Source organism: Cellvibrio sp. ATLC23, from assembly GCF_057196725.1.
Genome location: NZ_JBXUOS010000005.1, coordinates 160,539 through 186,612, shown reverse-complemented (window position 1 = coordinate 186,612; position 26,074 = coordinate 160,539). Strand labels below are relative to the sequence as shown.

Here is a 26,074-nt window from a genome sequence, read left to right as displayed (position 1 = left end):
TGTTTTTTGCACCGGCTTTTTGCTTTTTTATAGAATTCCGTGTTCGGCAAAACTAAAATTTTTATCACCGCCGACAATAATGTGATCGAGTGTTTTAATTTCTACCACGGCCAAAGCATCTTTAATTGTTTGGGTAATTCTTTTATCTGCCTCGCTTGGTGTTGTATTTCCTGATGGGTGATTGTGAGCAAGTATCACCGCTGCCGCATTGACCACTAAAGCAGCCTTGACAATCTCCCTAGGATATATGGCCGCGCTATCTATTGTGCCTTTAAATAATTCTGCACTTTCAATAATACGATTTTGACTATCCAAAAACATTACTAGAAAAACTTCGTGATCTTTATCGGCCAACGCTAAATTAATAAGCAATCGAGCTTCTGCACTGGCAGTTACAACACAGTTCACGCAAGCACCATCCTTTTTGAGTTTGGTTTTTAGTAGTTCAATTGCCTTGCGCACAAGGCGCTGTTCTTTTGCGTCATAACCCGCAGCCGGTAGGCATTCGCTGATATGTTTTATTGCTTGCATAGATGGCGCCCTCAATGAATAACGCGAGTTTTAATAAATGCTTTCGGGTTGGTCTTACGCACGCGCTCAAGTGTTGCGAGTGCTTCTATCTGGCTGCTGAATTCACGGGCGATCAATTGCACGTCCCGCACTTTCCGGCGCCAATCGGTAATAACATCAGTGTGGATAGTAAAAACGGCTTGGTGCGCGGTTAAAGCGGTTTGTGATAAAGTGCTGGTACTCATTAGCTGATCCCCATTTAATCGGTTAATGATGAAGCCCAAAGGTGTTAGCGCACTCTTGGGCTTTTTTATTGGCTTTACATGGTCTAATATAGACCTTATTAAGCACAATAACAATCTATTCTGTGCTTTTAATTGTCTAAATTAGACCTATTTGGAGGTGTTATGTTGTCAGGTGCTCAATGCCGAATGGCTCGGGGCTTGTTGTGTTGGAGTGTTCAGGTGCTTGCAGACAAATCAGAGGTTGGAACTACCACCATAAAGCGCGTTGAACTTATCGATGGTGTCCTTGAAGGGGCGCAGATTCGCACCCTACAGGCGATAGTCAAGGCTTTTACTGATACCGGCAAGGTTCGCTTTGATGGCCTTGATGGTGTGTATATCGTGGGGGTGTGATTGCGTATGGCTTAATGTTCCACGGCCTCCCTGTGTGCTATTCCTTCCATCTTTTGTCCGTTACTAATCCCGTCTTTCACTGTACCAAGTGAGCATCACCCCCATATTATCGCCCGTGCATGGTCTTATTTAGTCCTTGTTCCCCACTTTTACAAACCGGTGGGGCACGGTGTTTGGGGAACTTTTAGCAATTTAAAATCATATAAATCAATTACTTATAAAACGTTCCCCACGTTCCCCGCGTTCCCCACCTAAAAAAGTAGGTAGCTGGTATCTGTACCTAATATAACGAATCCCCCCGCCCCCTTAATGGGTGCTATTAGCGCGCTATGTTCCACGGAATTAAAGCGCGGGTTGTTGCTTTCAGGTTTATACGGATTAGCTTTTTTTGGCTGTTGCTGGTGTGTATCTGGCAAGTGAGGTGCAAGCGTTGGGGCTATCTAAAAGTTTTATCCCTTAGCCTGAATGACCGTTCCCCCAGCATTTCTTTCACAACAGGGCAATTGAATACAAAAAGCCACCATAAGGGAGGGGTGGGTTTAAACCGTGGAGGTGATGAGCCGGACACCGCACCTTCAATGTAATTTTTATGCGTACCGAAATGAAAAGAGATTCACCACGTAGTATGCGGCTATAGGTGGTAGGGGGGTTAAAAGCTTGGAAGGTAACGCGACCTAGACCGATCCCCTCGCTCTGTTTTTATTAGCGGGAGTTTTGGGAGGGGGGGGTACCAAATTTAACGAGGCAAATTTTTTAGGTTCTTCCCTCTACTACATTCCTCACGGGTGAAAAGTCCTCTTGTTTCGCACAGCTATATTTTCTTCTGGCTTGGTTGGTTAGTGGCGCCCCCCACCCTTTAGGTTCTTCCCGAGGGTTTTAATCATACGGAGCAATGCCTCGCACAAAAGCGCCAAAGGTAATCGCTTATAGGGGGTTGTGGTGGTAATTAGTTCGTTAAGAAAGTGAGGCACAATTAAAGTTTGGGGGTACTTTTGGGGGTACCTACAACTATCGAATAACATTAATTCTATATAAAACATTGTCTTATGTTGCTTATTCAAGTGATCCTGAGGCACCATAAAGCAGTACCGAGAACCCCGATAATCCTGGCGATTATCGGGGTTTTTGCTTTCTGGTTGCGCATTAAATACGACTAACGGAATGTGCGAGTGCCAACAGATGGGTAAATAAATTGCTGTTCTAATTACTTACATTTGATGAGTAAAGGAGGAATCAGAATGCAAATTACCACGATTGAGCTGCCAGATTTATTTGTCCAGTTGGGATTGCCAAATACGGAAGCTGATATAGCGGCTTTCGTAAAGGCGCATCCTTTACCGAAAGATATCACCTTGCCTGAAGCGGATTTCTGGACAGATGGTCAGCGGCAATTTTTACGCGAAAGCTGGCAGCAGGATTCCGATTGGTGTGTTGCTGTCGATAAGTTGGATGCTTTGTTGCGTCACTAATAAAGTATTGATTGGCCACCCCGGTTGGGGTGGTTGACTGCGGCATTATTCAGTTAGTTATGATTTTTGTCGCGGCACTCAAACAAAAATCTGCATTTCATCGCCAATTTTTTTGCGCATGTCCATCAGCTTGATTGCGGCGGCGTGTTGCTGTTTGTCCTGATCGGTTTGGGGAACCCATTCAGGCACAATGACTGGGTGGCCAGATTCATCAACGGCCACCATTATCACGATGCAGTGAGTGGTGAGGCGTCGGTTGCGCGATTTGGGGTCGCAGGCATTTACTTCGATGGCAATGTGCATAGAGGATTTGCCGGTGTAGATAATTTTTGCGCCCACTTCCACCAAGTTGCCTACATGAATAGGTGACACAAACCGAATACCTCCAGCATAGGCGGTGACGCAGTAACGGCTGCTCCAGCCAGCCGCGCAAGCGTAAGCTGCGAGGTCGATCCATTTCATAACGGCGCCGCCGTGAACCTTTCCACCAAAATTCACATCTTGCGGCTCCGCTAGAAAGCGTAGAGTGATGTCGCGTTGTGGGTCGCTCATAGTGTCTCCCAGGCTGGGTTGGTGTTGTAGCTTGGGAGGATAAAACACTTTGATCTTTTATTCACTGCATAAAAACTGCTGTATCCGGCTCCTGTTGAAGGGCTCTTCTCGTCGTCTAATTCTGTTGATAAGGCCAGTGTTAAGGCTTTTTTGTTCTCGTTTATATTGGGATATAAATTCTAATTATTTTAAAATATTAGGATTTATATAATTTCCACCTTTTGTTTATTTTCAATAGTCTTTTGTCTTACTAAATTGTGAGTAATCGTTTACATTTGTTGTTTTTGTAATTATGTAAACGTATTCATTGTGTATGGTGAGTAATATATACACACATTGATGATTCATTAAGTAATATTTATAGGCTTTTGTTGCAAATAGAAAAGATGAGAATAATAATAATTTTAGGCCGTCTATAAGGATGCTTATTCCCCATGTTTGCCACTGCACTGTAGTGGCTTTTTTCACGAATAGGTTTCTTGATTGTGTCTGCCACAAATAACTTATAAAAAAATTTAGCTCTTGAGGCTAAGCCTTATCGGCATATTCGCGTCGTTAATATCAATAAAAATTAATTGGGCCCATCACAATAAAACACGGGAATAGCTATGAAAAAATTTACTCTTAATCCACTTGTATTCGCTATGGCAGTTGTATCTATAGCACCAGCGGTTTATGCGCAAGGCTCGTCAGATAATGCTGTAGAAGAAGTTGTTGTCACAGGTAGTTTTCGTGACAGCTTAAAAAATGCGCTGAATTTGAAGCGCAATAATGTCGGTGCAACCGACAGTATTGTTGCTGAAGATATCGGCGACTTCCCCGATAACAATCTTGCTGAAGCTATGCAGCGTATCCCTGGCGTGAATATTGATCGTGTAGGCGGTGAAGGCAAGCAAATCAGTGTGCGAGGTTTAAGTCCTGATTTTAGCCGTGTTCGTATTAATGGCATGGAGACGATTGCTACCGGATACAACAACAAAGCCCGCTCGTTTGATTTTAATATTTTTGCATCGGAGTTATTTAGCCGCATTGATGTAAGAAAATCTCAAACTGCAGAAGTAGAAGAGGGTTCATTAGGTGCAACTGTTGATTTGTTCACCGCTCGCCCACTGGATTCTTCAGAAGACTCATACACTGTGAGCTATACCCAAGGCTATAACGATCTGTCGGGGAATAGCGATCCCCGTATGACCGCCTTGGCAAATATCGTTAATGATGAAGGCACTTTGGGAGCGTCTGTCTCTTTAGCGTATTCAGAGCGCAGTATCGCTCAAGAAGGCCACAATTCTGGCCGTTGGGAACAACTTGGTTCCCCTACCACTGGCAATAACCGCTGGAAAAATGCGGCCACTCTCCCAGCGGAAGTAAATACTGCAAACATTCCTCGCTTTCCTCGCCAGCTCGACAGAAGTATTGATCTGGAGCGTTTGGGGGCCACCGCAACAATTCAATGGGCTCCAACAGATGCAACCAAGGTGACATTGGATGCGCTCTATGCTGAGCTCGGCTATCAGCAAAATGATTTGACTTTAACGCCAATTTCCATGGCGCGTACTGGTGCTACGGGTCGCCGTGAAACTACAGTTGTAGACTATGCGTATGATGCCGCAACTAATTCATTGCAGTACGCCAAATTAAGCGGTGTTGACGTTCGTGCTGAAAACTCTTTAGTGGATGCTGACACCAGTTTTGGTCAGTACTCACTCAACGTAACTCACGAGTTTACCGATAGCTTTCGTATAAAAGCGCTTGCAGGTACTTCTGAGTCAAAAACCGAAGTCCTACAAGAGTCAACCGTAATTTTGGAGCGCTTTAACGCTGACTTCACTTACGACTATCGTGGCAATGCATTAAATCCAACTTTAACTTACGGTTTTGATTTAAAAGATCCTGCCAACTGGAAGATTTCAGAATTGCGTGATCGCCCTGCTGACACAACCAATGATTATGATGTTGGTCAGTTGGATTTTATTTGGGATCTGACAGAAGTATTCACCTTGAAAGCGGGTGCCTCGTGGAAGAAGTTTGGCTTTGATAACAATCAAGCTAGACGCGATCGCGCGGTGTTGAGCCAAGCGGCCCCTCAAGGTGGCAGCGTCAGTGTTCCTGCGGGCTGCTCGCTTACACTGGCTGATATGAATGTGACATCTGATCTAGGCTCACTCTATACACCAGGCAATGGCGCCAACGAATTCTTCCTGCCAAACATTAACAAGGTTGCTAACAAAACGGGCTTGTTTACCGATAGCGTTTGTTTCCCTGCGGTTGTTCAAGCTGGTGAGGATCGTTCAGTAGAGGAGTACGACCGCGGTCACTACGCACAAGTAGATTTCAATACCGAGCTGTTCAGCTTGCCGTTCCGAGGTGATGTTGGTGTGCGTTATGTGGAAACTATGCAATCCTCACGCGGTATTGTGAGCGGTACCGAAGTCAGTGTTTCGCGCGATTACACCGATACTCTGCCAGCTATTAACCTCGCCTTGGAGCCAATAGCTGATGTTATTGTGAGAGCCTCTTGGGCAGAAGTAATGACCCGCCCAAGCTTGGGTAACTTGACGCCAGGCGGCAGCGTAGACGTGTTCAACCGCGCCTACACTGCAGGCAACCCTAATCTAGATCCATTCCGCGCCAAGGCTACTGATATTGGTGTTGAGTGGTACTTTGCAGAAGAAGCATTGGTGTCATTGGCCTGGTTCAAAAAAGACATTGAATCCTTCCCTGCAGCAATTCCTGTCAATGTGCCCTGGACTTCGTTGGGCTTACCAGACAGCTTGTTAGGTAATGGCCCCGCAACCAAGCAAGATATTTTCAACTACCGTTCAAACATCAACGGTGAAGGTGGTGAATTAATCGGTTGGGAATTGCAATACCAGCAGCCGTTTACCTTTGGCCCAGAGTGGCTGCAAAACTTCGGTATTAAAGCCAACGTCACCTCGATTGAGTCAGAGGTTAACACCGGCACTGCAGCTTTACCTGTGTTGACCCGCTTGAATGGCCAGTCAGATGAAAGCTATAACGCAACGCTTTGGTATGAAAATGATTCTGGATTCTCTGGACGTATTTCTTACACCTTCCGTAGCGATTATCAAACTCAAGGTGTGACTGTCTACAAAACCCCGGCGGGCGCGGCGATTGGCAGTGACAACACCGATGATGTTGCTGTAGTCGATGCGGCGTTTAGCTATCAATTCAATGACAATTTGAAGTTTACTTTTGATGCATTGAATCTGACTGACGAAGCTGAAACTACATTGATCAGTGACTATGGTTTGGTAGATACCACACTTAAATCAGGTCGCCAATTCTACCTGGGTGCCCAATACTCGTTCTGATTCGGTAGCTCTGGGTAAACTAAAAAGGGGGTGCCAAATTACAGGCACCCCCTTTTTAGTTTTTGTGAGATCTTGGTACTGTGTTAAAGATCATCCAAATACTTTTCAGCATCCAATGCGGCCATACAACCAGAGCCGGATGAGGTAATTGCCTGACGGTAAATGTGGTCGGCCACATCGCCTGCGGCAAACACACCCTCAATGCTGGTTTGCGTCGCATTGCCTTCCAAACCGCTTTTGACTTTGATGTAGCCATCTTTCATGGTTAGTTGGCCTTCAAAGATATCGGTATTGGGCTTGTGACCAATCGCGATAAACACACCGGCGACATCAATTTCTTGGGTGGCGCCATCTTGGGTGCTTTTTAAACGCAAACCCGTTACACCGGAATCATTGCCCAGCACTTCATCTAACTGGTGGTTCCAGATCACTTTGATATTGCCATTGGCAACTTTGGCCATTAGCTTGTCTTGCAAAATTTTCTCTGACTTCAATTTGTCGCGACGGTGAATCAGGGTGACTTCGCTGGCGATATTAGACAGATAAAGCGCCTCTTCAACTGCGGTATTGCCGCCGCCGACTACCGCCACTTTTTGATCGCGATAAAAGAAGCCGTCACAGGTGGCACAGGCGCTCACGCCTTTGCCCATAAAGGCTTCTTCAGACGGCAAGCCCAAATACTGAGCTGAGGCACCGGTAGAGATAATCAGTGCATCGCAGGTGTAAGTGTTTGAGCCGATCAGTTTGAACGGGCGCTCGGTCAGCACGGTTTCATGAATATGGTCAAAAATAATTTGGGTGTCAAAGCGCTCGGCGTGTTCTTGCATTTGTACCATCAAATCCGGCCCTTGCAGGTCATGCACACCGCCTGGCCAGTTTTCTACCTCAGTAGTGGTGGTCAATTGCCCGCCTTGTTGCATACCGGTAATCACAACCGGCTTGAGGTTGGCGCGCGCCGCGTAAATAGCAGCGGTATAACCTGCAGGGCCTGAGCCGAGAATAATCAGGCGATGATGTTGTACGTCACTCATAGGAAGTCCTTGGTCTTGCTAAAGAAGGGGGTGTTACGCAATGTGGGGGCATGATAGGTCAATCACAATAGCCGTGCAAAATTGTCTGACTCAATACGCCATATTGGCATTGGCTATTTGGGTATTTCTTGATCGCTGATGCTGCGGGGTGCAATTAAATAAATCGTTTAACCTGTCATAACTCCCAGTGTGGATAAATGATTACTCCACTCTTGCGCGTTGTGGGTACGCAAAAGTTGTTCAAAGGCCATGGGCGATAGGGGTTTTGAGAAGAGATAGCCTTGCAATAAGTCAGCACCATAATCGCGGCAGATGCGCGCTTGTTCGCGGGTCTCTACCCCTTCTACTACGATAATTAAATCCAGGCTTTTGGCAAACACAATCATGGCGCGCAGAATGCGGCAATCGGCGGCATTGTCAGGCACACCCATGACGAATTTGCGGTCTATCTTCAGAGTGCGTGCGGGCAGCTCTTTTAGATAAGACATGGACGAATAGCCTGTACCAAAATCATCGACAGCAATATCGACGCCGTAATCGCGGATTTTTTTTAAGCTGTGCGCTGTGTTTTGCAGATTTTCAATCAGTACTGATTCGGTGATTTCCAAGCTCACGCAGCGGCCGGGTAGGCCGGTGCGCTCAAGATCATCAATTATTCCCTGATATAGATCTTCATCGGTAAGTAGTTGAGCGCAGACATTGAACTTCATGTTGAAGTCGTCATTGACTAGCTTTTGCGCGCGCCAATCTGCTAATTGTTGGCAGGCATTAAAACGACTGCGTGAATCAATTTCACTGATCAAGCCAATTTCTTCGGCAAGGCTGATAAATTCGCTCGGCGGCAAAATGCCACGCTCAGGGTGATCCCAGCGAATCAAACCTTCCGCACCACAAATCTCAAAGGTTTGTGCATCCACAATAGGTTGATAAAACAAAATAAAATGGTCGGTAGGGATCAGTGCGCGCAATTCTTTTTCCAGGCGTAAACGCTCCTGCATTTGCGCTTGCATAACCGCTGAGAAAAATTGGAAATTATCGCGGCCATCTTGTTTGGCGCGGTACATGGCCATATCGGCGGCTTTAAGCAGGTCGCCCGCGTTATCACCTGCTTCAGGAAAAGTGGCGATGCCAATGCTGCTAGATATGCAGTTCTCGTAAGTGCCGATCATAATGGGGCGGCGCAAGTCCTCAAGAATACGCTGTGCTAATTGGCTTATGGCTTCTTCAGAATCAAAATTGTGCGCGAGTACTGCAAACTCATCGCCACCCAAGCGGCAGACAATATCGCCCGCGCGCACAACTTGTAGTAAGCGATTGGCTACTTCTTTGAGTACAAGGTCTCCGATCGTATGGCCTAGTCCATCATTGATAAATTTGAAGTTATCCAGATCCAGAAATAGCAGAGCAAGTTGTTCATTGTGGCGTTTGGCTCGCTGTATTGAGGCGCGCAAGCTTTCATCAAAATAATAGCGATTTGCCAAACCGGTTAGAGAATCGTTTTCGGCTAGTGCACGCAGACGTTGATGGCTTTCTTGTAGTTGTCGCTCTAGTAGATGACGCGCCTGTGCGTGAGTAATGGCGCGGGTTAAATGTTTGTGGACTATTTCTGATTTAAATAATACATCTTGCGCGCCAGCGGCAATAAACTCGCGCTCAAGTTCATCGTCAGCATTGGCACCGGTGAGGATGATAATAGCCGCGTGATTGTGAGGGTGCTTGTTGAGTAGCTGCAAAACTTCCATGCCATCAATATCGGGCAAGCGATAATCGAGCAAAACCGCATCAAAATCATTGCAATCGAACTGCGCTAGCCCTTCATTGGCGGAACTGGCCTGGGCAATGGTAATGTCCCATTCCGTTTTCTTAAAAGTGCGAATAATCGCTTGACGGTCAAGCTCGTTATCGTCAATGAGTAATAACTTCATGCAAGATACCTCTTTGCAGTGATCTAGATCATACAGGTTTACATTTATGGTGTTTTTGTCGGTAATTCAATGACCCGCCAGTAGTGATCAAGCAGGCTGATCACTTGCATAAAATCGCTATCCATACGCTGCTTTAATAAGTAGCCAGCTACGTGTTCCCGGTAGGCAGCAATAATGTCTTCATCGGATTTGGATGTGGTCAATACAAATACCACCGCATGAGTAAGCTCGGGATCGGCGCGTAAAGATTCTAAAAACTCCAAGCCATTCATTCGCGGCATGTTGATATCTAATAAAATAATATAAGGGCTAGGTATTCCGCCATTACGCAATATTTCAAGAGCTTCCAATCCATCTTTGGCGCGATAGAGGGGGTTAAGTAATTTCAGTTTATGCAACGCTCTTTTTAATGCCGTTGCATCTATATCGTCATCGTCAATAATTAACAGGCTAACCGCTTTAAATTCCTGGTTGCCGGTGGGGTGAATTTTATCAATCATGATCTTGTTTCCTTTTGATATGAATTGGCCATGTAAAGGTAAAGCGGCATCCTCGGCCCTCCGAAAACACACTGATCTTTCCGCCGTAGGTCTCCACAATTTTTTTAATCAACGCAAGCCCCATGCCACTGCCTTCCAAATCGTCACGAGATTTCAGGGTTTGAAACATGCCAAATACCCGCTCCTGAAATTTGAGCGGGATGCCAGGGCCGTCATCGCTAACACTAAACTCGTAAAAATTCTGGTCGATAGTGCGTGCGTTTACGCTAATAACACCTTCAGCGGTATCGTGATGTTTGATGGCATTAGAGAATAGGTTGCGCAGGGTTTGTTCAAAGGGAGTTTTTAATGTCTCAATACTGGGTAGATTCTCAGCCAATACCAGGCGCAATCCGGGCTTGGTGTTTTGTATATCAAATAACTCTTTGGCCATATGGGCAACATCAATCCGGCTTATAGTCCCGTCGGTTTTCCCCGCGCGGTAAAAAACCAGCATGTCATCCAATAATTTTTCCATGCGCAAAATGCGGTTGCGCAGCATATTGGTGTGCTTATTCACTTCGCTAAATTCTTTGGATTCCAGATCTTCTTCAATCCAAGTAGAAAGTTGGGCAATGCCGCGCAAGGGCGATTTCAAATCGTGTGAAGCGACGTAAGCAAAGGTTTCTAGCTCCTTATTGGTTAACGCTAGTTGTTGATTAATTTGCTCCAGCTCTTGTTGATGTTTGATCAGTAGTTCCGCATTTTTTTTTCGTTCACTGACGTTCTGGGCAAAGACCTCCAGTGTTCTTGCCATGTCACCTATTTCATGTGGGTAATCAAGATATGGAATGGCGGTGTCGCTGTTGCCCTGCGCAATATCAAGCATGGCGCAGCGCACTTTAGTCAATTGTTGATTCAAACTGCGCGTGAGCAATACCGACACCAAAAATCCCATAATTAAAAAACCAAAGATAACAATGAACATTAAATTTTCTGCGTGTTGTTTTGTCTGAACAGCTTCGGCATTTAATTTTTCCATCTCCTTCTGGGCGCCATTGATGATGGTGTCGCAAATGGTTTCCAAAGCGACAATACTGCGTTGATTATTATTGAGTGCGTTCTGTCGGTACCCTGCAATGTCCCCTTGCTCAAGCTGTTGGAAGAGGTTGTTGACCATGGTTGCCCATTGCGTAAATTGCTCACGTAAGGCGTGCAAGTTTTGTTCGTGCTCTTGGCCATGAGTAAACTGCTCAATTTCTTCTTCGATGTTGTCGATCGTCTGTTCAAGGACGAGACGGTACTGGTTGGATTTTGCCAAGTTGGGATCCATGCCAATATCTTTAATGGTGCGGTTGAGTAAATTTATGTGGTGCTTTATCCGGAGTGCAGCGCTATTGGTTTGAAATGGTTCTTGATAGAGTTTTTGTGAAATGGCTGCAACACTATTAATTTGTAAAATGCCAATTGAGCCTATACCGATAAAGAGAATACTCATAAACATAAAACCAATCGTTAACCGGTTGAAAAAATTTAACCGTGTAAAGGCCGTCAGAATGTGAGGGTATAAGCTGATAATAATCGCCGTGGCATAGGTAAAAAAACAGAGTGCTGTATGGGGCGACATTTTGCGCCCCGCCCAGACTGAGCTGGGGAATAGGTGCAGGCTGTGCCCGATCATGATCGCGCTGGCAATGGTGATAATAATCAACGCGATGAAAGCGGTAATCAGGATTCTTGTTGGGGTGAGCAACTGGCTAAGCAGTAACAGCAGCGTAATGGCCGTAAATACAAAGGTAATTGAGGTAATTGATGATGTGGGAATGGGGGCTGCAATAGGGGCTGTAACAGCAGCCTTAAATAATGTTTCATACCAATAACCCGAATCAAACGGCAGATCAAATAGCATTTCTGTGACACTAATGCTGCTAAGTATTAGCAATCCAAGCGACAATGCTACCCCGGTCAAACGCAATTGATTTAACAGGGCGATTAACGCCAAACCGCATAATAAAAAACTGGCAGCGGTGTTGTATGCCATTAGGGTTGCATAGGGGCGTAGGGTTGGGAACAGTGACGGGATGTGCCATATGATGATGACCCCGCTACTAATCAGCAGTAATAGCGCAGCCCCTGCTGCTATAGGCACAGTGGCGATAACGTTGCTCGAAGTTATTCTGTGCATGTCTCGTTTAATCCATATCCATTGAGATACATTTTTCCTCGTTCTCGCAGAAGAAAAAGCACTAATCTGTGTGAGTGTAGATGAGCTATTGATAAATACTCTTAAAAAATATCTGTAGCGATGAAAATAATTAGTATTTATCGTTATTTATACTGATGTGTCATAACCATCATGTATTGAAGTTGGAGTAGTCGATTTATGGCGACAGTGGAATCACCTTGTGTTCGCAATTGCTGTCTGAATAACAATGATATTTGTGTTGGTTGTTATCGCAGTTTGGCTGAGATCACTTATTGGAGTCAGGCTGATGATGAGGCAAAGTTGTCAATCTTGGCTGCTGCCAGGGCGCGCCGCGAGGACAAACATCAAGTAATTCCCGGGAGGAAAAAATAATCGGCTGGCACATTATTCATCATTGGTTTATTCTTTGCGGCCTCACAATAATCATAAATTAGTTATACAAATTGCCTTTATTAGAACTAGACTTTTTGAATAACACATCACCGTAGAATGCTTATGCAGTCTTTTACCGCTTCACTTAAACTCTGGCTCAGCATGCAATGCCAAATGCTGGGTAACGTCAGCGCGTCAATGTTAGTGCAAACCCCCTTTGGTGTTTCGCCAAAAATTCTTGCTAAATGGCCTAATGCGGCGGCAAATAATGCCGCCTTGCGCGAGGCGCTTAAACAGGTGGCGGATAAAAAACGGTTGCATCTGGCGCCCGACGGTGAGGGTTATTTTATTGTTGGCCACCCGCTGGTGATTGATGGTGAGTCCTGGGGGGTGTTGCTATTGCGTTTGCAGCTTCAGGATAAAAAAGAATTACCTGCCGTATTAAAGAACCTCAAGCTGGGCCAGTACTGGCTGCAGTTTATCTTGCAGCAGTCCGCCGAGGCTGAGCCGGTGGTTGTTGTCCCTGTTATTGATAAAAATTCCGCTAGCCCAGCATTATTGCAGCTCAGTGCCAGTTTATTAAAAGAAAACTCACTGCAAGAAAGTGCAATCAGCCTGGTGAATATGCTAGCGGGCTTTCTGCAATCTACCCGCGTAAGCCTTGGTCTTTGTCACGCCAGCCGTATTGAGCTGGAGGCGGTGTCATTCTCGGCTAATTTTGATAAGCGCACTCAGGCGATGCAGGCAATTAGCGAAGCTATGGCTGAGGCGATAGAGCAGGGCGCAGCCATTCATTGCTCGCCCGTTATTGATCAGGCTGTTGATGCTGCTTCAGCTCCAAATTTAATTAAACGCTCCCATCAGCAATTGCTGCAGCAACAACAGTTGCAGTCGGTGCACAGTTTATTGGTGCGCAATGGTGATGTGATTGTAGGTGTGCTCACCATAGAGTTAGATAAACAAGCTGATTTATCTGACGAACAACGCAGTTTTGTTCAGCAGGCATTGCAGTTTGCCGGAGCGATTCTCGCATTGCGGCAGCAGGCGAATGCCAATCTGTGGCAGGGTTTAAAAAGGCGTATTGCGCAGCGTTTGGAGCGTTGGTTTGGAGAAGATTCCTGGCGCGGCAAAATTATTACGTCCCTCATCTTGGTATTTTTGGTCGCTTTATTTGTCCCAATCGATTACCGCATTACTGCCGATGCCGCGCTGCAAACAACAGAAAAATATTTAGTGGTATCACCGCACGATGGCTATTTAGGCAAAATCAGTGTGCACCCCGGCGATAGCGTAATAAAAGGCGCAACCTTGGCGCAGTTGAATGACGAAGATTTGCGTTTGGAACGGCGCAAGTTGGCGAGCCAGGTGCAGCAATATCGTCAGGCTTACGATACCGCATTGGCCAATTCCAATCGTGTTGAAGCTGCGATTGCCAGCGCGCAAATGGATCAAGCCAGCATCCAGTTGCGGTTGATTGACCAACAATTAGCGCGCACCCAATTAATCGCCCCGATGGATGGCATTATCGTCTCCGATGATATTTCACAAAGTCAGGGCGCGCCGGTCAAACAGGGCGATGTGTTATTTGAAATTGCGGCAGCGCGAGGTTTTTTAGTGCAGCTGTTTGTCGATGAGCGCGACATTGCCACCGTGCAACCCGGCCAGCAAGGCCAGGTAAAATTTTCCAGTTTGCCCGGCGATGTGTTTGCCGTGCGCATTAAACGCGTCACGCCTATCAGTGAAGTGCGCGAAGGGCGCAATTATTTTCGGGTGGATGCTGAATTAACCCGCGAGCTGGATGTATTGCGCCCTGGTATGACCGGTTCCGGTAAGTTGATGGTAGGGCAGCGCGCCTTGGGCTGGATTTGGTTTCATGATTTGTGGCATTGGCTGCGCTTGAAGTTGTGGTGATGCTGTTATGAGTGAACCCCAATCTCTTAACGACAATCCTATTTGGCAGCGGCTTGAAGCACTGCGCCCCGCGTTGCCGCGCCATATTCATATCCAGCGGCGCGACTACAACCATGAGCGCTGGTACATACTGCAGGATAAAAGCAATGGTCGTTTTCATCGCTTGACGCCCTCTGCTTGGCGTTTGATCAGTGCCATGAATGGTCGTAATTCGTTAGCACAAGTGTTGGCTTCGGCGGCCCAAGCTGAGTTTTATCATTCCGCCGATGAGATTCCCACGCGCGATGATTTAATTCATCTCCTGCAATATTTACATGTCGCCGATTTATTGGTGTGCGATCTTCCGCCCAATACGCAGGAATTATTTGCACGGCGCGAGCAAAAGAAACAACAGCGCTGGCTGCGTTTGTTGATGAATCCGCTCACGTGGAATATCCCGCTTGGCAATCCTGATCGTCTGCTCGACAAATTAATGCCGCTAGCGCGTTTACTGGCATCGCGCACTATGGGAATCGTTTGGTTGCTAGTGGTTGGCTATGCGCTCTTGCAAGTGGGCGTGCATTGGACGCAGCTGACACAGGGGCATCTGGATCGGATGTTATCGCCCGCCAATTTATTTCTGCTTTGGCTAACTTACCCCTGTTTTAAAGTGTTACATGAGCTAGGCCATGGTTTATTTACCAAAGTCTGGGGCGGGCAGGTGAACGATTGTGGTGTGGTCTTTGTAGTGGGCACACCCTTGCCCTATGTCGATGCCAGTGCCGCGACCGGGTTTCAATCCAAGCGCCAGCGGCTAATGGTTGGGGCGGCGGGCATGGCGGTAGAATTATTTTTAGCAGCGCTTGCACTCTTGTTGTGGTTGCAATTGCCGAGTGGTTTTCTGCGCGATTTTTTATACAACATCATTATTATCGGCGGTGTATCCACCCTGTTTTTTAATGGCAACCCATTGATGCGTTTTGATGGTTATCACCTGCTGACTGATGCGTGTGATTTACCTAACCTTGCTACTCGTGCGAATCAACAATTTAGTTATTTATTGCGCCGCTATGCCTATGGTGTGAGCGGTATTTTTTCGCCTGCAGTGAACATCCGCGAAGCTGTGTTGTTAACAAGTTACAGTGTCGCAGCGTTTGCTTATCGCGTGTTTATGTTGTTTTTTATCATTTTGTTAGTGGCCAATTATTTTCCGGCTCTGGGGTTGGTAATTGGCTGTTGGTTATTGTTCTTTCAGTTGTTCTGGCCAGCACTAAAAGCGCTCAATTATGTGGCGCGTGACAAACAACTGGCTAGTACGCGCGCGCGCGCGCTGGGGGTGACTGCGGCTGGTGTGGTGCTGGTGACTCTTTTGCTCGTGGCGGTACCCATGCCTATGTCAACCACTGCCGAGGCTGTGCTTTGGCTGCCGGATGAAGCGCGAGTGAAAGTGGAATCAAGCGGTGAAGTGGTGCAAGTCCTGGTTGCCGATGGTGAACGAGTAGGACAGGGGCAAGAGTTGGTGCAGCTAGATAACCCTGTGCTGATCGCGAATCTCGCAACGGAGCAGGCGCATTTGCGCGAATATGAGGCGCGCTACCAGCAAGCGTGGATCAGTGATCGCGCCCAGGCGCAATTGTTTGAGCAGGACATCAATGCCATCAAGGCGAAAATTGAACTTTTGCAGTCCCGCGTGGTGAATCTGGTGGTGCGCAGCCCTGCCGAAGGGGTTTTCCGGATTAATCGCCAACATCATTTGCCGGGCAGTTTTTTGCGGCAGGGCGATGAATTTGCGCTGATTGAAAAACCAGATCGGGTGCGGGTTCGCGCTGCTTTGTTGCAGGATGAGGTGGGCTTGGTTCGGCAGGCAACTCAAAGTGTCAGTATTAAGTTTGCCAGTAATCCTCAGCGCACGCTTACGGCGGAGCGAGTACAAGAGGTTCCAATCGCAACCCAGGAGTTGCCCAGTCAGATTTTGGGGGCACTGGGTGGTGGGCGTTTGGCGGTAGATGCGACTAATCCGTCCGGTACAAGAGTAAAGGAAAAAGTGTTTTTGCTCGATTTGGCCCTGCACGATTTTGTGCAATCTGGCCATTATGGCGAGCGCGCCTATGTGCGTTTTCAGCACCCAGCAGAGCCTATGGCCGTGCAGTGGTATCGCAGGTTGCAGCAACTTTTTATACGTCATTTTTCGTAACGCGTTTTTTTACACTATAGTAATAAGCGAATTGTATTTTATAGCGCCACTAAATTTTAGGGCGCCTTATGTTTTTATAGCGGATTCAACATGCATAAATTGTCTGGTTTTTCACTGTTAGTTGCCTTGTTTGGCAGTGAAGCGTTGGCGCAAACACAGGAGCCAGCGCAGCTCAATTGCCGGATTGAACCCTCCGTTGTGGTGGAAATGAGTAGCGCAGTTGAAGGTGTTATCAGTGAAGTGTTGGTTGATAAAAACGACAAGGTTAAAAAAGGTGATGTAGTAGCGCGCCTCGACGCGGGATTGGAGACGGCAACTGTTGAGTTGCGCCGTGTACAAGCTGAATTAACTAGCGATGTACAAGCTCAGCAGTTGGCATTGGAGTTTAGCAACCGCTCGCTGGCGCGGGTCAAAGACCTTTATGAAAAGAAAGCAGCTTCATTTTCCGAGCTGGATAAACTCAAAACCGAGCACGCCATCGCACAGCAACAGTTGCAGCAGGCGCTTGACCGCAAACGTCAAGCCGAACTGGAACATAAGCGTGCTCTGGCCGATTTGCAGCGGAGAACATTGGTTAGCCCCATCGATGGCGTAGTCGTGGAGCGCCTTAAAGAGCCTGGCGAGCACATAGATTTTGAACCTGTGCTCAAGTTGGCGCAGCTGAACCCACTGCGAGTAGAGGTCTTTGCGCCTGCGAGTCTTTACGGCAAAGTAAAAGCTGGCATGACAGCTAAAGTGCAGCCGGAACTGGGTGCCGTCGATCAAAGTTATACAGCAGAGGTAACGCTGGTTGATCAGGTCATTGACGGACCGAGCAATACCTTTGGAATAAGGTTAGAGTTTGCCAACCCCGGCAACCGCTTGCCCAGCGGCCTAAAATGTCGAGTCAGCTTCGATGGTGTGACCTTGAATTTACTCGATACACGCAACTTGCCCTGATAGCGATTACCGCTTTTTGTACGCCGCAGCGCGAGACCAGATTATTTTTGTATGCATCGGTGTTAAAGTTGAAAAATGTGCCAAAATAATAAATCAGTATGTTTTTTGAACTTGTAGGGTTGAACCTGCAGAGTAGTAGGCTGGAACGCATAATTCTAAAGGATGCCACGGTTTCCCCCAGCCTTAACCCTTGTCTGTATTGCCCTGGGCGGGAATACAGATTTTGAGACGTTTTTGCCCATGTCCAACGCAACGCGTAATCGCCGTCCGTTAATTGAAGCTTTAGAGCCAAGATTATTGTTTTCTGCCACTGCAGATATTGCTGTCTTTGATGACGGTCATTCTGATGGGCAGTCTTTGGCGCATGCCGCAGAACGGCTCGATCTGGTAAGCATCTATATGCCAGATGCCCCCCCGATAATGGAGAGCCAAGGGCTCGAACCCGATTTTGATGCTGATCCACAGGCCGATATTGGCCCTAGTGCGCAATCGACCATTACCACGCTCGTATTTGTCGATACCGGAGTCGCTGACTATCAGACTCTGGTTGAAGATATCCGCAACCACACCGATGCCAATTCCACCGCCATTATTTATATCGATGCGACAAAAGATGGTGTTGCCCAGATCACTGATTATCTTGCTGGTGCCAGCGGTATTTCCGCCATTCATGTGATTTCCCACAGTGTTGCGGGCAGCCTCCAACTTGGCAATCAAGTGCTTAATGAAAACAATATTGGCCAATACGCGCAACAATTGGCCGCATGGAAAACAGCGCTGGGTGAAGAGGCCGATATTCTGTTGTACGGCTGTGATTTGGCGGCTAATCAAAGTGGTATTAACTTGTTGCGCCAGCTGAGCGATTTGACCGGTGCTGATATAGCGGCGAGTAATGACCTGACCGGTACTCTTGCAAATGCAGATTGGGATCTGGAGATAAAAGTTGGTCAAATCGAAGCTGCTTCAATATTTACCTCTGGTCAATCTATGGCGTGGGAGGGAGCTCTTGCAGATGTAGTACATCTTTATTCTGGCGCGGCAACTAATGAACAAGTTATTTCGATTGGCGGCGACATCAAACAGGGTGTGCAGCTCACTTCCAGCCAGACTGTAGACCGCATTCAGGTGATGCTGGCCAATTACGGTACTAGCTCTTCCAATGTGCAAATGACCATTTACGAAGCGACCTACAACGGCCCTGTAGTTGCTAGCGCCTCGGTGAGTACCAGTGGGATTACCAACACGCTTGGTTGGATAAATTTCGATTTTGCTCAAACTACATTTAATGCTTACACCGTTTACTGGGTTGAATTCAAAACAAACGACGGTGCTGATAACCTGATCAGCCTTGGTTACATCAATAGCAACGTGATAACCGGCGAGTTTGTGGTAAACAATGCAGGCGATTCGTCAAAAGATATGGCGATTGCGGTGGTGGATCGCGAGAATACGCCACCTCAGGGCTTCAATTGGGCGATAGATACACCCGAAGATACACCCCTTGTATTAACGGCGGCTAATTTCGGTTTTAGTGATCCAGTCGATAACCATAATTTTGCGGGGGTAGTGATCAGTAGTTTGCCTAGTGCAGGTAGCCTGACCTTGACTGGTAACGGACTTGTCACCACCAATCAATTTATTACCATTGCCGATATCAATGCGGGGAAATTGGTTTTTACGCCGGCTGCAAATGAAAATGCCACGAATTATGCACAGATCGGTTTTCAAGTGCGCGATGATGGCGGCGGTACAGATACGGATCCGACACCTAACACATTGACCATTGATGTGAGCTACGTGAATGACGATCCCGTTAATACAGTTCCGGCGGGGCCGATTACTACAGCAGAAGACACGACTGTTGCTATTTCGGGCGTTAGTATTAGTGATGTCGACGACTACAACCTTTGGGATGTGGAAGTAACCTTAAGTGTTAGCCACGGCGTTTTATCTGTTAGTGGTGGCTCAGCCGCTATTGCAGGTAGTGGCACCGCTACCGTGGTATTAACCGGCACTATGGCGCAAATTAACGCAACACTTGCCGCTACGCTTAACTACACCCCCACCAGTAATTATTTTGGTGCCGATGTTTTTACTATAGTGACCAATGATAAAGGTGCAGGTCGTACCGGAGACTTTGATAAAACAGATACAGACACAGTAGCCATCAACGTTACTTCAGTTAATGATGCACCTATCGTTGCCAATGCAATTCCCGATCAATCAACGAATGAAGAATCACTTTACAGTTATACATTTCCAGCCAATACCTTTAACGATGTTGATGGCAATACACTGACCTACACCGCTACTTTATCGAATGGAAATCCACTTCCTGCGTGGCTCAATTTCAATGCGGGTACGCGTACGTTTAGTGGTGTCCCTGATGACGGCGATATTGGCACCATCAGTATTAGAGTTACCGCCAATGATGGATTTGGCGGAACAGTAAACGACACCTTTGATTTGACCGTAGTCAATATCAATGATTTGCCCTTTGTAAATATTCCGATTCCTAATCAAAGTGCCACTGAAGATGCAGCGTTCAGTTACAGTTTTCCAGCCAATACATTTGGCGACGGTGATGTAGGCACGAGTTTTACTTATACTGCGACCCTAGTTGATGGAAACCCATTGCCAGGTTGGTTGAGTTTTGACTCGGCCACGCGCACATTTTCAGGTACGCCAGCAAATGACGATGTTGGCACTCTCTCGGTAAAAGTTATTGCCAATGATGGTGCGGGAGCCACAGTCTCGGACAATTTTGATATTGTTATTGCCAACACCAATGACGCACCGACTGTTGCAAATCAAATTCCGAATCAGACGGCGACGGAAAATGCACTGTATAACTACACCTTTCCAATCAATACATTTCATGATCAAGATGTCGGTGACACACTAACCTACACAGCGCAGAGGCCCGGCGGAGCACCACTACCTGCATGGCTCACCTTTGATGCGGCAACTCGCACGTTCAGTGGTACCCCATCCAATGGTGATGTAGGCAATATCACCATTGAAGTGATTGCCAACGACGGCACAACCACTGTGTCGGATTTTTTTGATTTGCAAGTCGATAACGTTGGCGCCACTAACGTTAATTATGAATCTTCTGGTCCAGCTACAAATACTCAATCACTCTCATCGGGCGTGCCTTTGTATCAGTCGTTTGCACATGACAGTGTGGGCGCAACTTACACAATTGATTCGATTATTTTACAAATCAGAAAAGATCCCTCTGCCAGCGCACAAACTATTACTGTCTCATTAATATCATCTACCTATAACGGTACTGTTGTTGCGAGCGATACCAAAACCTCAGCGGGATTAAATACAGTATTGAGTTGGGAGGCATTTGATTTTTCTGGCGTCGCGCTAAATGACAATCAAATTTATTTTATTAAAGTAGAAACCACCAGCTTTGATGGATTGGTGAGTGTCGGTATTCATAATACCAATGTGTATCCCAATGGATCTTACCACTCCAGTACGGGCACGCCTGACCCCGATCGCGACTTGGCTTTTCAAGTTTCCAGCGGCATCAATAATAACCCTCAAATTGCCAATCCAATTCCGAATCAAAATGCCACAGAAGATGCAGCCTTTAATTTTCAATTTGCCGCTAATACCTTTAGCGATGCTGATGGCGATACGTTGACCTACAGCGCAACTATGGCGGATGGCAGTGCATTGCCTGGGTGGCTAAATTTCGACGCGGCAACCCGCACATTTTCGGGTACTCCCGTCAATGCAGATGTGGGCACTATCTCGATAAAAGTAACTGCAGATGATACAAAAGGCGGAACACCGGCAACAGATACCTTTGACTTGGTGATTGCAAACACTAACGATGCACCTACCATTGCTAACGAAATTCCCAATCAAAATGCGACTGAAGATGCCGCATTTAATTTTACTTTCGCTGCCAATACGTTTAGTGATGTCGATGTTGGCGATACGCTCAGCTACAGCGCACAACTAGCCGGTGGTGGAACATTGCCTGCATGGTTAAGCTTTGATGCAGCCACACGCACGTTTAGCGGCACACCTACCAATGATTTTGTCGGCACAGTTTCAATCGATGTAATCGCCAATGATGGCAATGGCGGCACAGTAACTGACACTTTTGATATTGTTGTTGCTAATACTAACGATGCGCCCACGGTTGCCAATGCAATTCCCAATCAAAATGCGACTGAAGATGCCGCGTTTAATTTTCAATTTGCCGCTAATACATTTGCCGATCCGGATGTTGGCGATACGCTCACCTACAGCGCACAACTAGCCGGTGGTGGAGCACTGCCTGCATGGTTAAGTTTTAATAGCGGGACACGCACGTTTAGTGGCACACCTACGAATGATTTTGTTGGCACAGTTTCAATTGATGTGATTGCCAGCGATGGCAACGGCGGCACAGTAACTGACACTTTTGATATTGTTGTCGCCAACACCAATGACGCCCCCACGGTTGCCAATGCGATTCCTAATCAAAATGCTACCGAGGATGCCGCCTTTAATTTTCAATTCGCCGCTAATACCTTTAACGATGTGGATGTGGGTGATACGCTGACTTACAGCGCCCAACTAGCCGGTGGCGGTGCATTGCCAGCGTGGCTGAGCTTTAATGCGGGAACCCGTACCTTTAGCGGAACACCTGCAAACGGTGATGTGGGTACAGTATCAATCGATGTAATTGCCAATGACGGCAATGGCGGAACGGTCACTGACACCTTTGATATTGCTGTCGCCAACACCAATGACGCCCCCACGGTTGCCAATGCCATCCCCAATCAAAATGCGACTGAAGATGCCGCGTTTAGTTTTCAATTTGCCGCTAATACATTTGCCGATCCAGATGTTGGCGACACACTGACTTACAGCGCGCAACTCGCCGGTGGCGGTGCATTGCCAGCGTGGCTGAGCTTTAATGCGGGAACCCGTACCTTTAGCGGAACACCTGCAAACGGTGATGTGGGTACAGTATCAATTGATGTAATTGCCAATGACGGCAATGGCGGTACGGTCACTGACACCTTTGATATTGTTGTTGCTAATACTAATGATGCGCCCACGGTTGCCAATGCCATCCCCAATCAAATTGCGACTGAAGATGCCGCGTTTAATTTTCAATTTGCCGCTAATACATTTGCCGATCCGGATGTTGGCGATACGCTGACTTACAGCGCCCAACTAGCCGGTGGCGGCGCATTACCCGCGTGGTTAAGTTTTGATGCGGCAACGCGCACCTTTAGCGGTACACCAACGAATGCTTTTGTCGGCACTGTATCAATTGATGTAATTGCCAATGATGGCAACGGCGGAACAGTAACTGACACCTTTGATATTGTTGTTGCTAATACTAACGATGCGCCCACGGTTGCCAATGCCATCCCTAATCAAAATGCTACTGAAGGTGCAGCATTTAATTTTCAATTTGCCGCAAATACATTTGCCGATCCGGATGTTGGCGATACGCTCACTTACAGTGCGCAACTTGCTGGTGGCGGTGCATTGCCAGCGTGGCTGAGCTTTAATGCGGGAACTCGTACCTTTAGCGGAACACCTGCAAACGGTGATGTGGGTACAGTATCAATTGATGTAATTGCCAATGACGGCAATGGCGGCACAGTAACTGACACTTTTGATATTGTTGTTGCTAATACTAACGATGCGCCCACGGTTGCCAATGCGATTCCTAATCAAAATGCTACCGAAGATGCCGCCTTTAATTTTCAATTTGCTGCTAATACATTTGCCGATCCGGATGTTGGCGATACGCTCACCTACAGCGCACAACTAGCCGGTGGTGGAGCATTGCCTGCATGGTTAAGCTTTGATGCAGCCACACGCACCTTTAGCGGCACGCCGACTAACGAATTTGTCGGCACAGTTTCAATTGATGTGATTGCCAATGATGGCAACGGCGGAACAGTAACTGATACCTTTGATATTGTCGTGGCCAACACTAACGATGCGCCCACGGTTGCCAATGCGATTCCCAATCAAAACGCTACTGAAGATGCCGCGTTTAGTTTTCAATTTGCCGCTAATACATTTGCCGATCCGGATGTTGGCGATACGCTAACCTACAGCGCACAACTTGCTGGTGGCGGTGCCTTGCCAGCGTGGCTGAGCTTTAATGTGGGAACCCGTACCTTTAGCGGAACACCGACTAACGAATTTGTCGGAACTGTATCAATCGATGTAATCGCCAATGATGGCAACGGCGGCACGGTGACTGATACTTTTGATATTGTCGTCGCCAACACTAACGATGCGCCCACAGTTGCTTTTCCAATTGCAGACCAGAGTGCAACTGAAAATACCGCTTTCAACTTCACCTTTGGCGCCAATGTGTTTGCTGATCCCGATGTTGGCGACACACTGACTTACAGCGCGCAACTTGCTGGTGGCGGTGCACTGCCAGCTTGGTTGAGCTTTAATTCCGCTACCCGCAGTTTTAGCGGCACACCGGCTCTTGGCGATGTGGGCAGTATCAACATTGAGGTCACTGCGAATGACGGGCAGGGTGGCACAGTGAGTGATGTTTTTGCGCTCACTGTTACTGGTTTGCCTGTCAATGCTCCGCCGTTTGTGCAGTCGCCTATTGCCGATCAAGTAGCTGCTGAGAATCAACGCTTTGATTTCAGTTTTCCCGTGTCGACCTTTGTTGACCCAGAGGGTGACCCGCTACGTTATTCCGCCCAATTGGTAGGCGGTGGGTCTTTGCCAGCCTGGTTAAGTTTTGATGCCGCGACGCGCAGTTTTAGCGGTACTCCGACGGCGGGCGATGTGGGCAGTATCAATGTATTGATGACGGCGAGTGATGCAAATGGCGGCTCTATTAGCGATAGCTTTGTTATTGTCGTGAACAACGTTAATGACGCACCGGTGCTGGTAAATCCTCCGGCCAACCAAACCGCGCTGGAAGATCTACCGTTTAGTGTGACCTTCCCCGCCAACATGTTTACTGATGCAGATACGGGAACCACCTTAGTCTATAGCGCGCAATTATCCGGCGGCGCGCCCCTGCCCAATTGGTTAGTATTTGATGCCGCGACTCTGAGCTTTAGTGGTACACCTACCCAGACGGATGTTGGCAACCTGAGTATTCACATTATCGCCAGCGATGGTATAGCCACTGCGACAGCACAATTTGAATTGACTGTGGTGGAAGTCAATGATGTGCCGGAAACCACCGGCAGCATTGTTATCAATAATGTTGAAGACGCAGCGGGTGACCAAGTTGATTTATGGGCGCTTTTTAGCGATGAGGAAACTGCCACCCGCAATCTGGTGTTTTCTGTCGTTAGCAATAGCAACCCGGCCTTGGTGAGCAATGCGAGTATTGATCTTGCTACCGGTAAATTGCAGTTGAACTATGGCGCCAATCAGTTCGGCAGCAGCGATTTAATGGTGCGTGGGCAAGATGAGCAGGGCGCCTGGGTTGATACATTGGTGCGCGTCAATATCGCATCGGTAAACGATGTGCCTGTATCGAGCGGCATAGCGGATATTAACGTCAAGGCTGGCACTGCACCTCAGCAGATGAATTTGCGCACCGTATTTAGCGATGTGGAAAATGGCACGGCGTTGAGCTGGACGCTGATGCAAAACAGCAATAATAGTGTGGTTCCAAACGTTCAAATCGACCCGGCTACCGGCCTTATGACGCTCTCGTTTGCATCGCAAGCGGGCGGGGAATCGGTTGTGACCCTGCGCGCGCAAGACAGCGATGGCGCTTGGGTAGAAACCTCGTTTAAAGTCACAGTTGCTGCGTTGGAAAAGCCACCTGTTACAGTGCCACCGGTGGAGCCTCCTCTACCACCTGCGGTGCCGCCTACAACACCTCCTGCAACGCCACCAACCACTGAGGGGCCTAAACCACCTAAGGATGGTGCAGTTACAGAGCAACCAGAGATTCCCAGCGAATTGCCAAATCAAGGTGGTAATAGCAGCCTTGAGCCGCTTCTTCCAGATAGTTTGGGCGCCCAACAAATTATCGTGGAAACCGGTGATAGCAACCGCACTGACACGGTGATTAATGATAAGTCCAGCCGCGACTTTGAGCGCGCAGAGGAGGCGCTTAGCAATGGCAATATTCCGCTTACGACATTAACCGCTTCACCTAATCTGGCTGGTCTGATTGCGCCAGATGCCGGTTTTGCCCCTTGGGAAGAGGTGGATTTTGATAATGAAGTGCGCCGTTTGCGCGCCCAAATGGATGAGGCCATGGTAGAAGAACAGGATCGCAGGGCCGTGGTGGCTGGCCTGACTTTTTCTGTCACTACCGGTTTGCTGGTGTGGTCTTTGCGCGCGAGCAGTCTATTGTTAACCATGATGTCTATGCTGCCGCTCTGGCGCGGGCTTGATCCGCTGCCTATTCTGGATGAAGTAAACAAAAAGAAAAAAGAATTGGAGCAGCAGCGTAAAGACCGCGAACGTGAAGACAAAAATGCCAAAGAGGTGGGCTATTTATTTGATCATGCCCAGCGTAAAGAAAGCGGCTCATAACCTGCTAATTCATAAATACA

Annotated in this window: 15 protein-coding genes; 8 read left to right on the top strand and 7 right to left on the bottom strand. The window is 47.4% G+C overall.

The features are described 5' to 3' along the window. Positions 1 to 27: 27 nt before the first annotated feature. Positions 28 to 531 (bottom strand): RadC family protein, encoded by a 504-nt coding sequence (gene radC / locus AC2CG4_RS10360; RefSeq protein WP_484486185.1) that lies wholly within the window; start codon positions 529 to 531, stop codon positions 28 to 30. Between the two features lie 11 nt (positions 532 to 542). Continuing rightward, positions 543 to 755, bottom strand: coding sequence for a hypothetical protein (locus AC2CG4_RS10355; RefSeq protein ID WP_484486184.1), 213 nt, complete (start codon positions 753 to 755; stop codon positions 543 to 545). Between the two features lie 186 nt (positions 756 to 941). Here AC2CG4_RS10355 and AC2CG4_RS10350 point away from each other — a divergent pair, with 186 nt between their 5' ends. Beyond that, positions 942 to 1,148 carry a hypothetical protein gene (locus AC2CG4_RS10350; RefSeq protein ID WP_484486183.1) on the top strand — a complete coding sequence of 69 codons (207 nt, stop codon included), beginning with the start codon at positions 942 to 944 and terminating at the stop codon, positions 1,146 to 1,148. 1,238 nt (positions 1,149 to 2,386) lie between these two features. Beyond that, positions 2,387 to 2,617, top strand: coding sequence for a DUF2789 domain-containing protein (locus AC2CG4_RS10345; RefSeq protein WP_484486182.1), 231 nt, complete (start codon positions 2,387 to 2,389; stop codon positions 2,615 to 2,617). Positions 2,618 to 2,695: 78 nt separating this feature from the next. Here AC2CG4_RS10345 and AC2CG4_RS10340 read toward each other — a convergent pair whose 3' ends face one another. Beyond that, positions 2,696 to 3,169 (bottom strand): acyl-CoA thioesterase, encoded by a 474-nt coding sequence (locus AC2CG4_RS10340; protein ID WP_484486181.1) that lies wholly within the window; start codon positions 3,167 to 3,169, stop codon positions 2,696 to 2,698. Positions 3,170 to 3,777: 608 nt separating this feature from the next. Between AC2CG4_RS10340 and AC2CG4_RS10335 the strand changes: the two genes are divergently transcribed. Next, on the top strand, positions 3,778 to 6,501 hold the full coding sequence (locus AC2CG4_RS10335) for a TonB-dependent receptor (protein WP_484486180.1): 2,724 nt from the start codon (positions 3,778 to 3,780) through the stop codon (positions 6,499 to 6,501). An 83-nt stretch (positions 6,502 to 6,584) separates the two neighbouring features. Here the strand turns inward: AC2CG4_RS10335 and trxB are convergent, their stop codons facing one another. The 4 genes from trxB to AC2CG4_RS10315 form a co-directional block, all read right to left on the bottom strand. Continuing rightward, complete coding sequence (trxB, locus tag AC2CG4_RS10330) at positions 6,585 to 7,532, bottom strand: thioredoxin-disulfide reductase (RefSeq protein ID WP_484486179.1); 948 nt, start codon at positions 7,530 to 7,532, stop codon at positions 6,585 to 6,587. Between the two features lie 167 nt (positions 7,533 to 7,699). After that, positions 7,700 to 9,457, bottom strand: a complete 1,758-nt coding sequence (locus AC2CG4_RS10325; RefSeq protein WP_484486178.1) for a putative bifunctional diguanylate cyclase/phosphodiesterase — start codon at positions 9,455 to 9,457, stop codon at positions 7,700 to 7,702. A 44-nt stretch (positions 9,458 to 9,501) separates the two neighbouring features. Continuing rightward, entirely contained in the window at positions 9,502 to 9,957 is a 456-nt protein-coding gene (locus AC2CG4_RS10320; protein ID WP_484486177.1) for a response regulator, read from the bottom strand. Then, complete coding sequence (locus AC2CG4_RS10315) at positions 9,950 to 12,121, bottom strand: sensor histidine kinase (protein WP_484486176.1); 2,172 nt, start codon at positions 12,119 to 12,121, stop codon at positions 9,950 to 9,952. The genes AC2CG4_RS10320 and AC2CG4_RS10315 overlap by 8 nt, the downstream gene beginning before the upstream one ends. Positions 12,122 to 12,319: 198 nt before the next feature. Between AC2CG4_RS10315 and AC2CG4_RS10310 the strand changes: the two genes are divergently transcribed. The 5 genes from AC2CG4_RS10310 to AC2CG4_RS10290 all read left to right on the top strand — a co-directional run bounded on the left by AC2CG4_RS10310 (position 12,320) and on the right by AC2CG4_RS10290 (position 26,054). Then, positions 12,320 to 12,514, top strand: a complete 195-nt coding sequence (locus AC2CG4_RS10310) for a DUF1289 domain-containing protein (protein ID WP_484486175.1) — start codon at positions 12,320 to 12,322, stop codon at positions 12,512 to 12,514. Between the two features lie 123 nt (positions 12,515 to 12,637). Next, positions 12,638 to 14,425, top strand: coding sequence for an efflux RND transporter periplasmic adaptor subunit (locus tag AC2CG4_RS10305; protein WP_484486174.1), 1,788 nt, complete (start codon positions 12,638 to 12,640; stop codon positions 14,423 to 14,425). A gap of 7 nt (positions 14,426 to 14,432) precedes the next feature. After that, positions 14,433 to 16,598 (top strand): efflux RND transporter periplasmic adaptor subunit, encoded by a 2,166-nt coding sequence (locus tag AC2CG4_RS10300; protein WP_484486173.1) that lies wholly within the window; start codon positions 14,433 to 14,435, stop codon positions 16,596 to 16,598. A gap of 90 nt (positions 16,599 to 16,688) precedes the next feature. After that, positions 16,689 to 17,537 (top strand): efflux RND transporter periplasmic adaptor subunit, encoded by an 849-nt coding sequence (locus AC2CG4_RS10295; protein ID WP_484486172.1) that lies wholly within the window; start codon positions 16,689 to 16,691, stop codon positions 17,535 to 17,537. Positions 17,538 to 17,777: 240 nt separating this feature from the next. After that, on the top strand, positions 17,778 to 26,054 hold the full coding sequence (locus AC2CG4_RS10290) for a putative Ig domain-containing protein (RefSeq protein ID WP_484486171.1): 8,277 nt from the start codon (positions 17,778 to 17,780) through the stop codon (positions 26,052 to 26,054). Positions 26,055 to 26,074 lie beyond the last annotated feature (20 nt).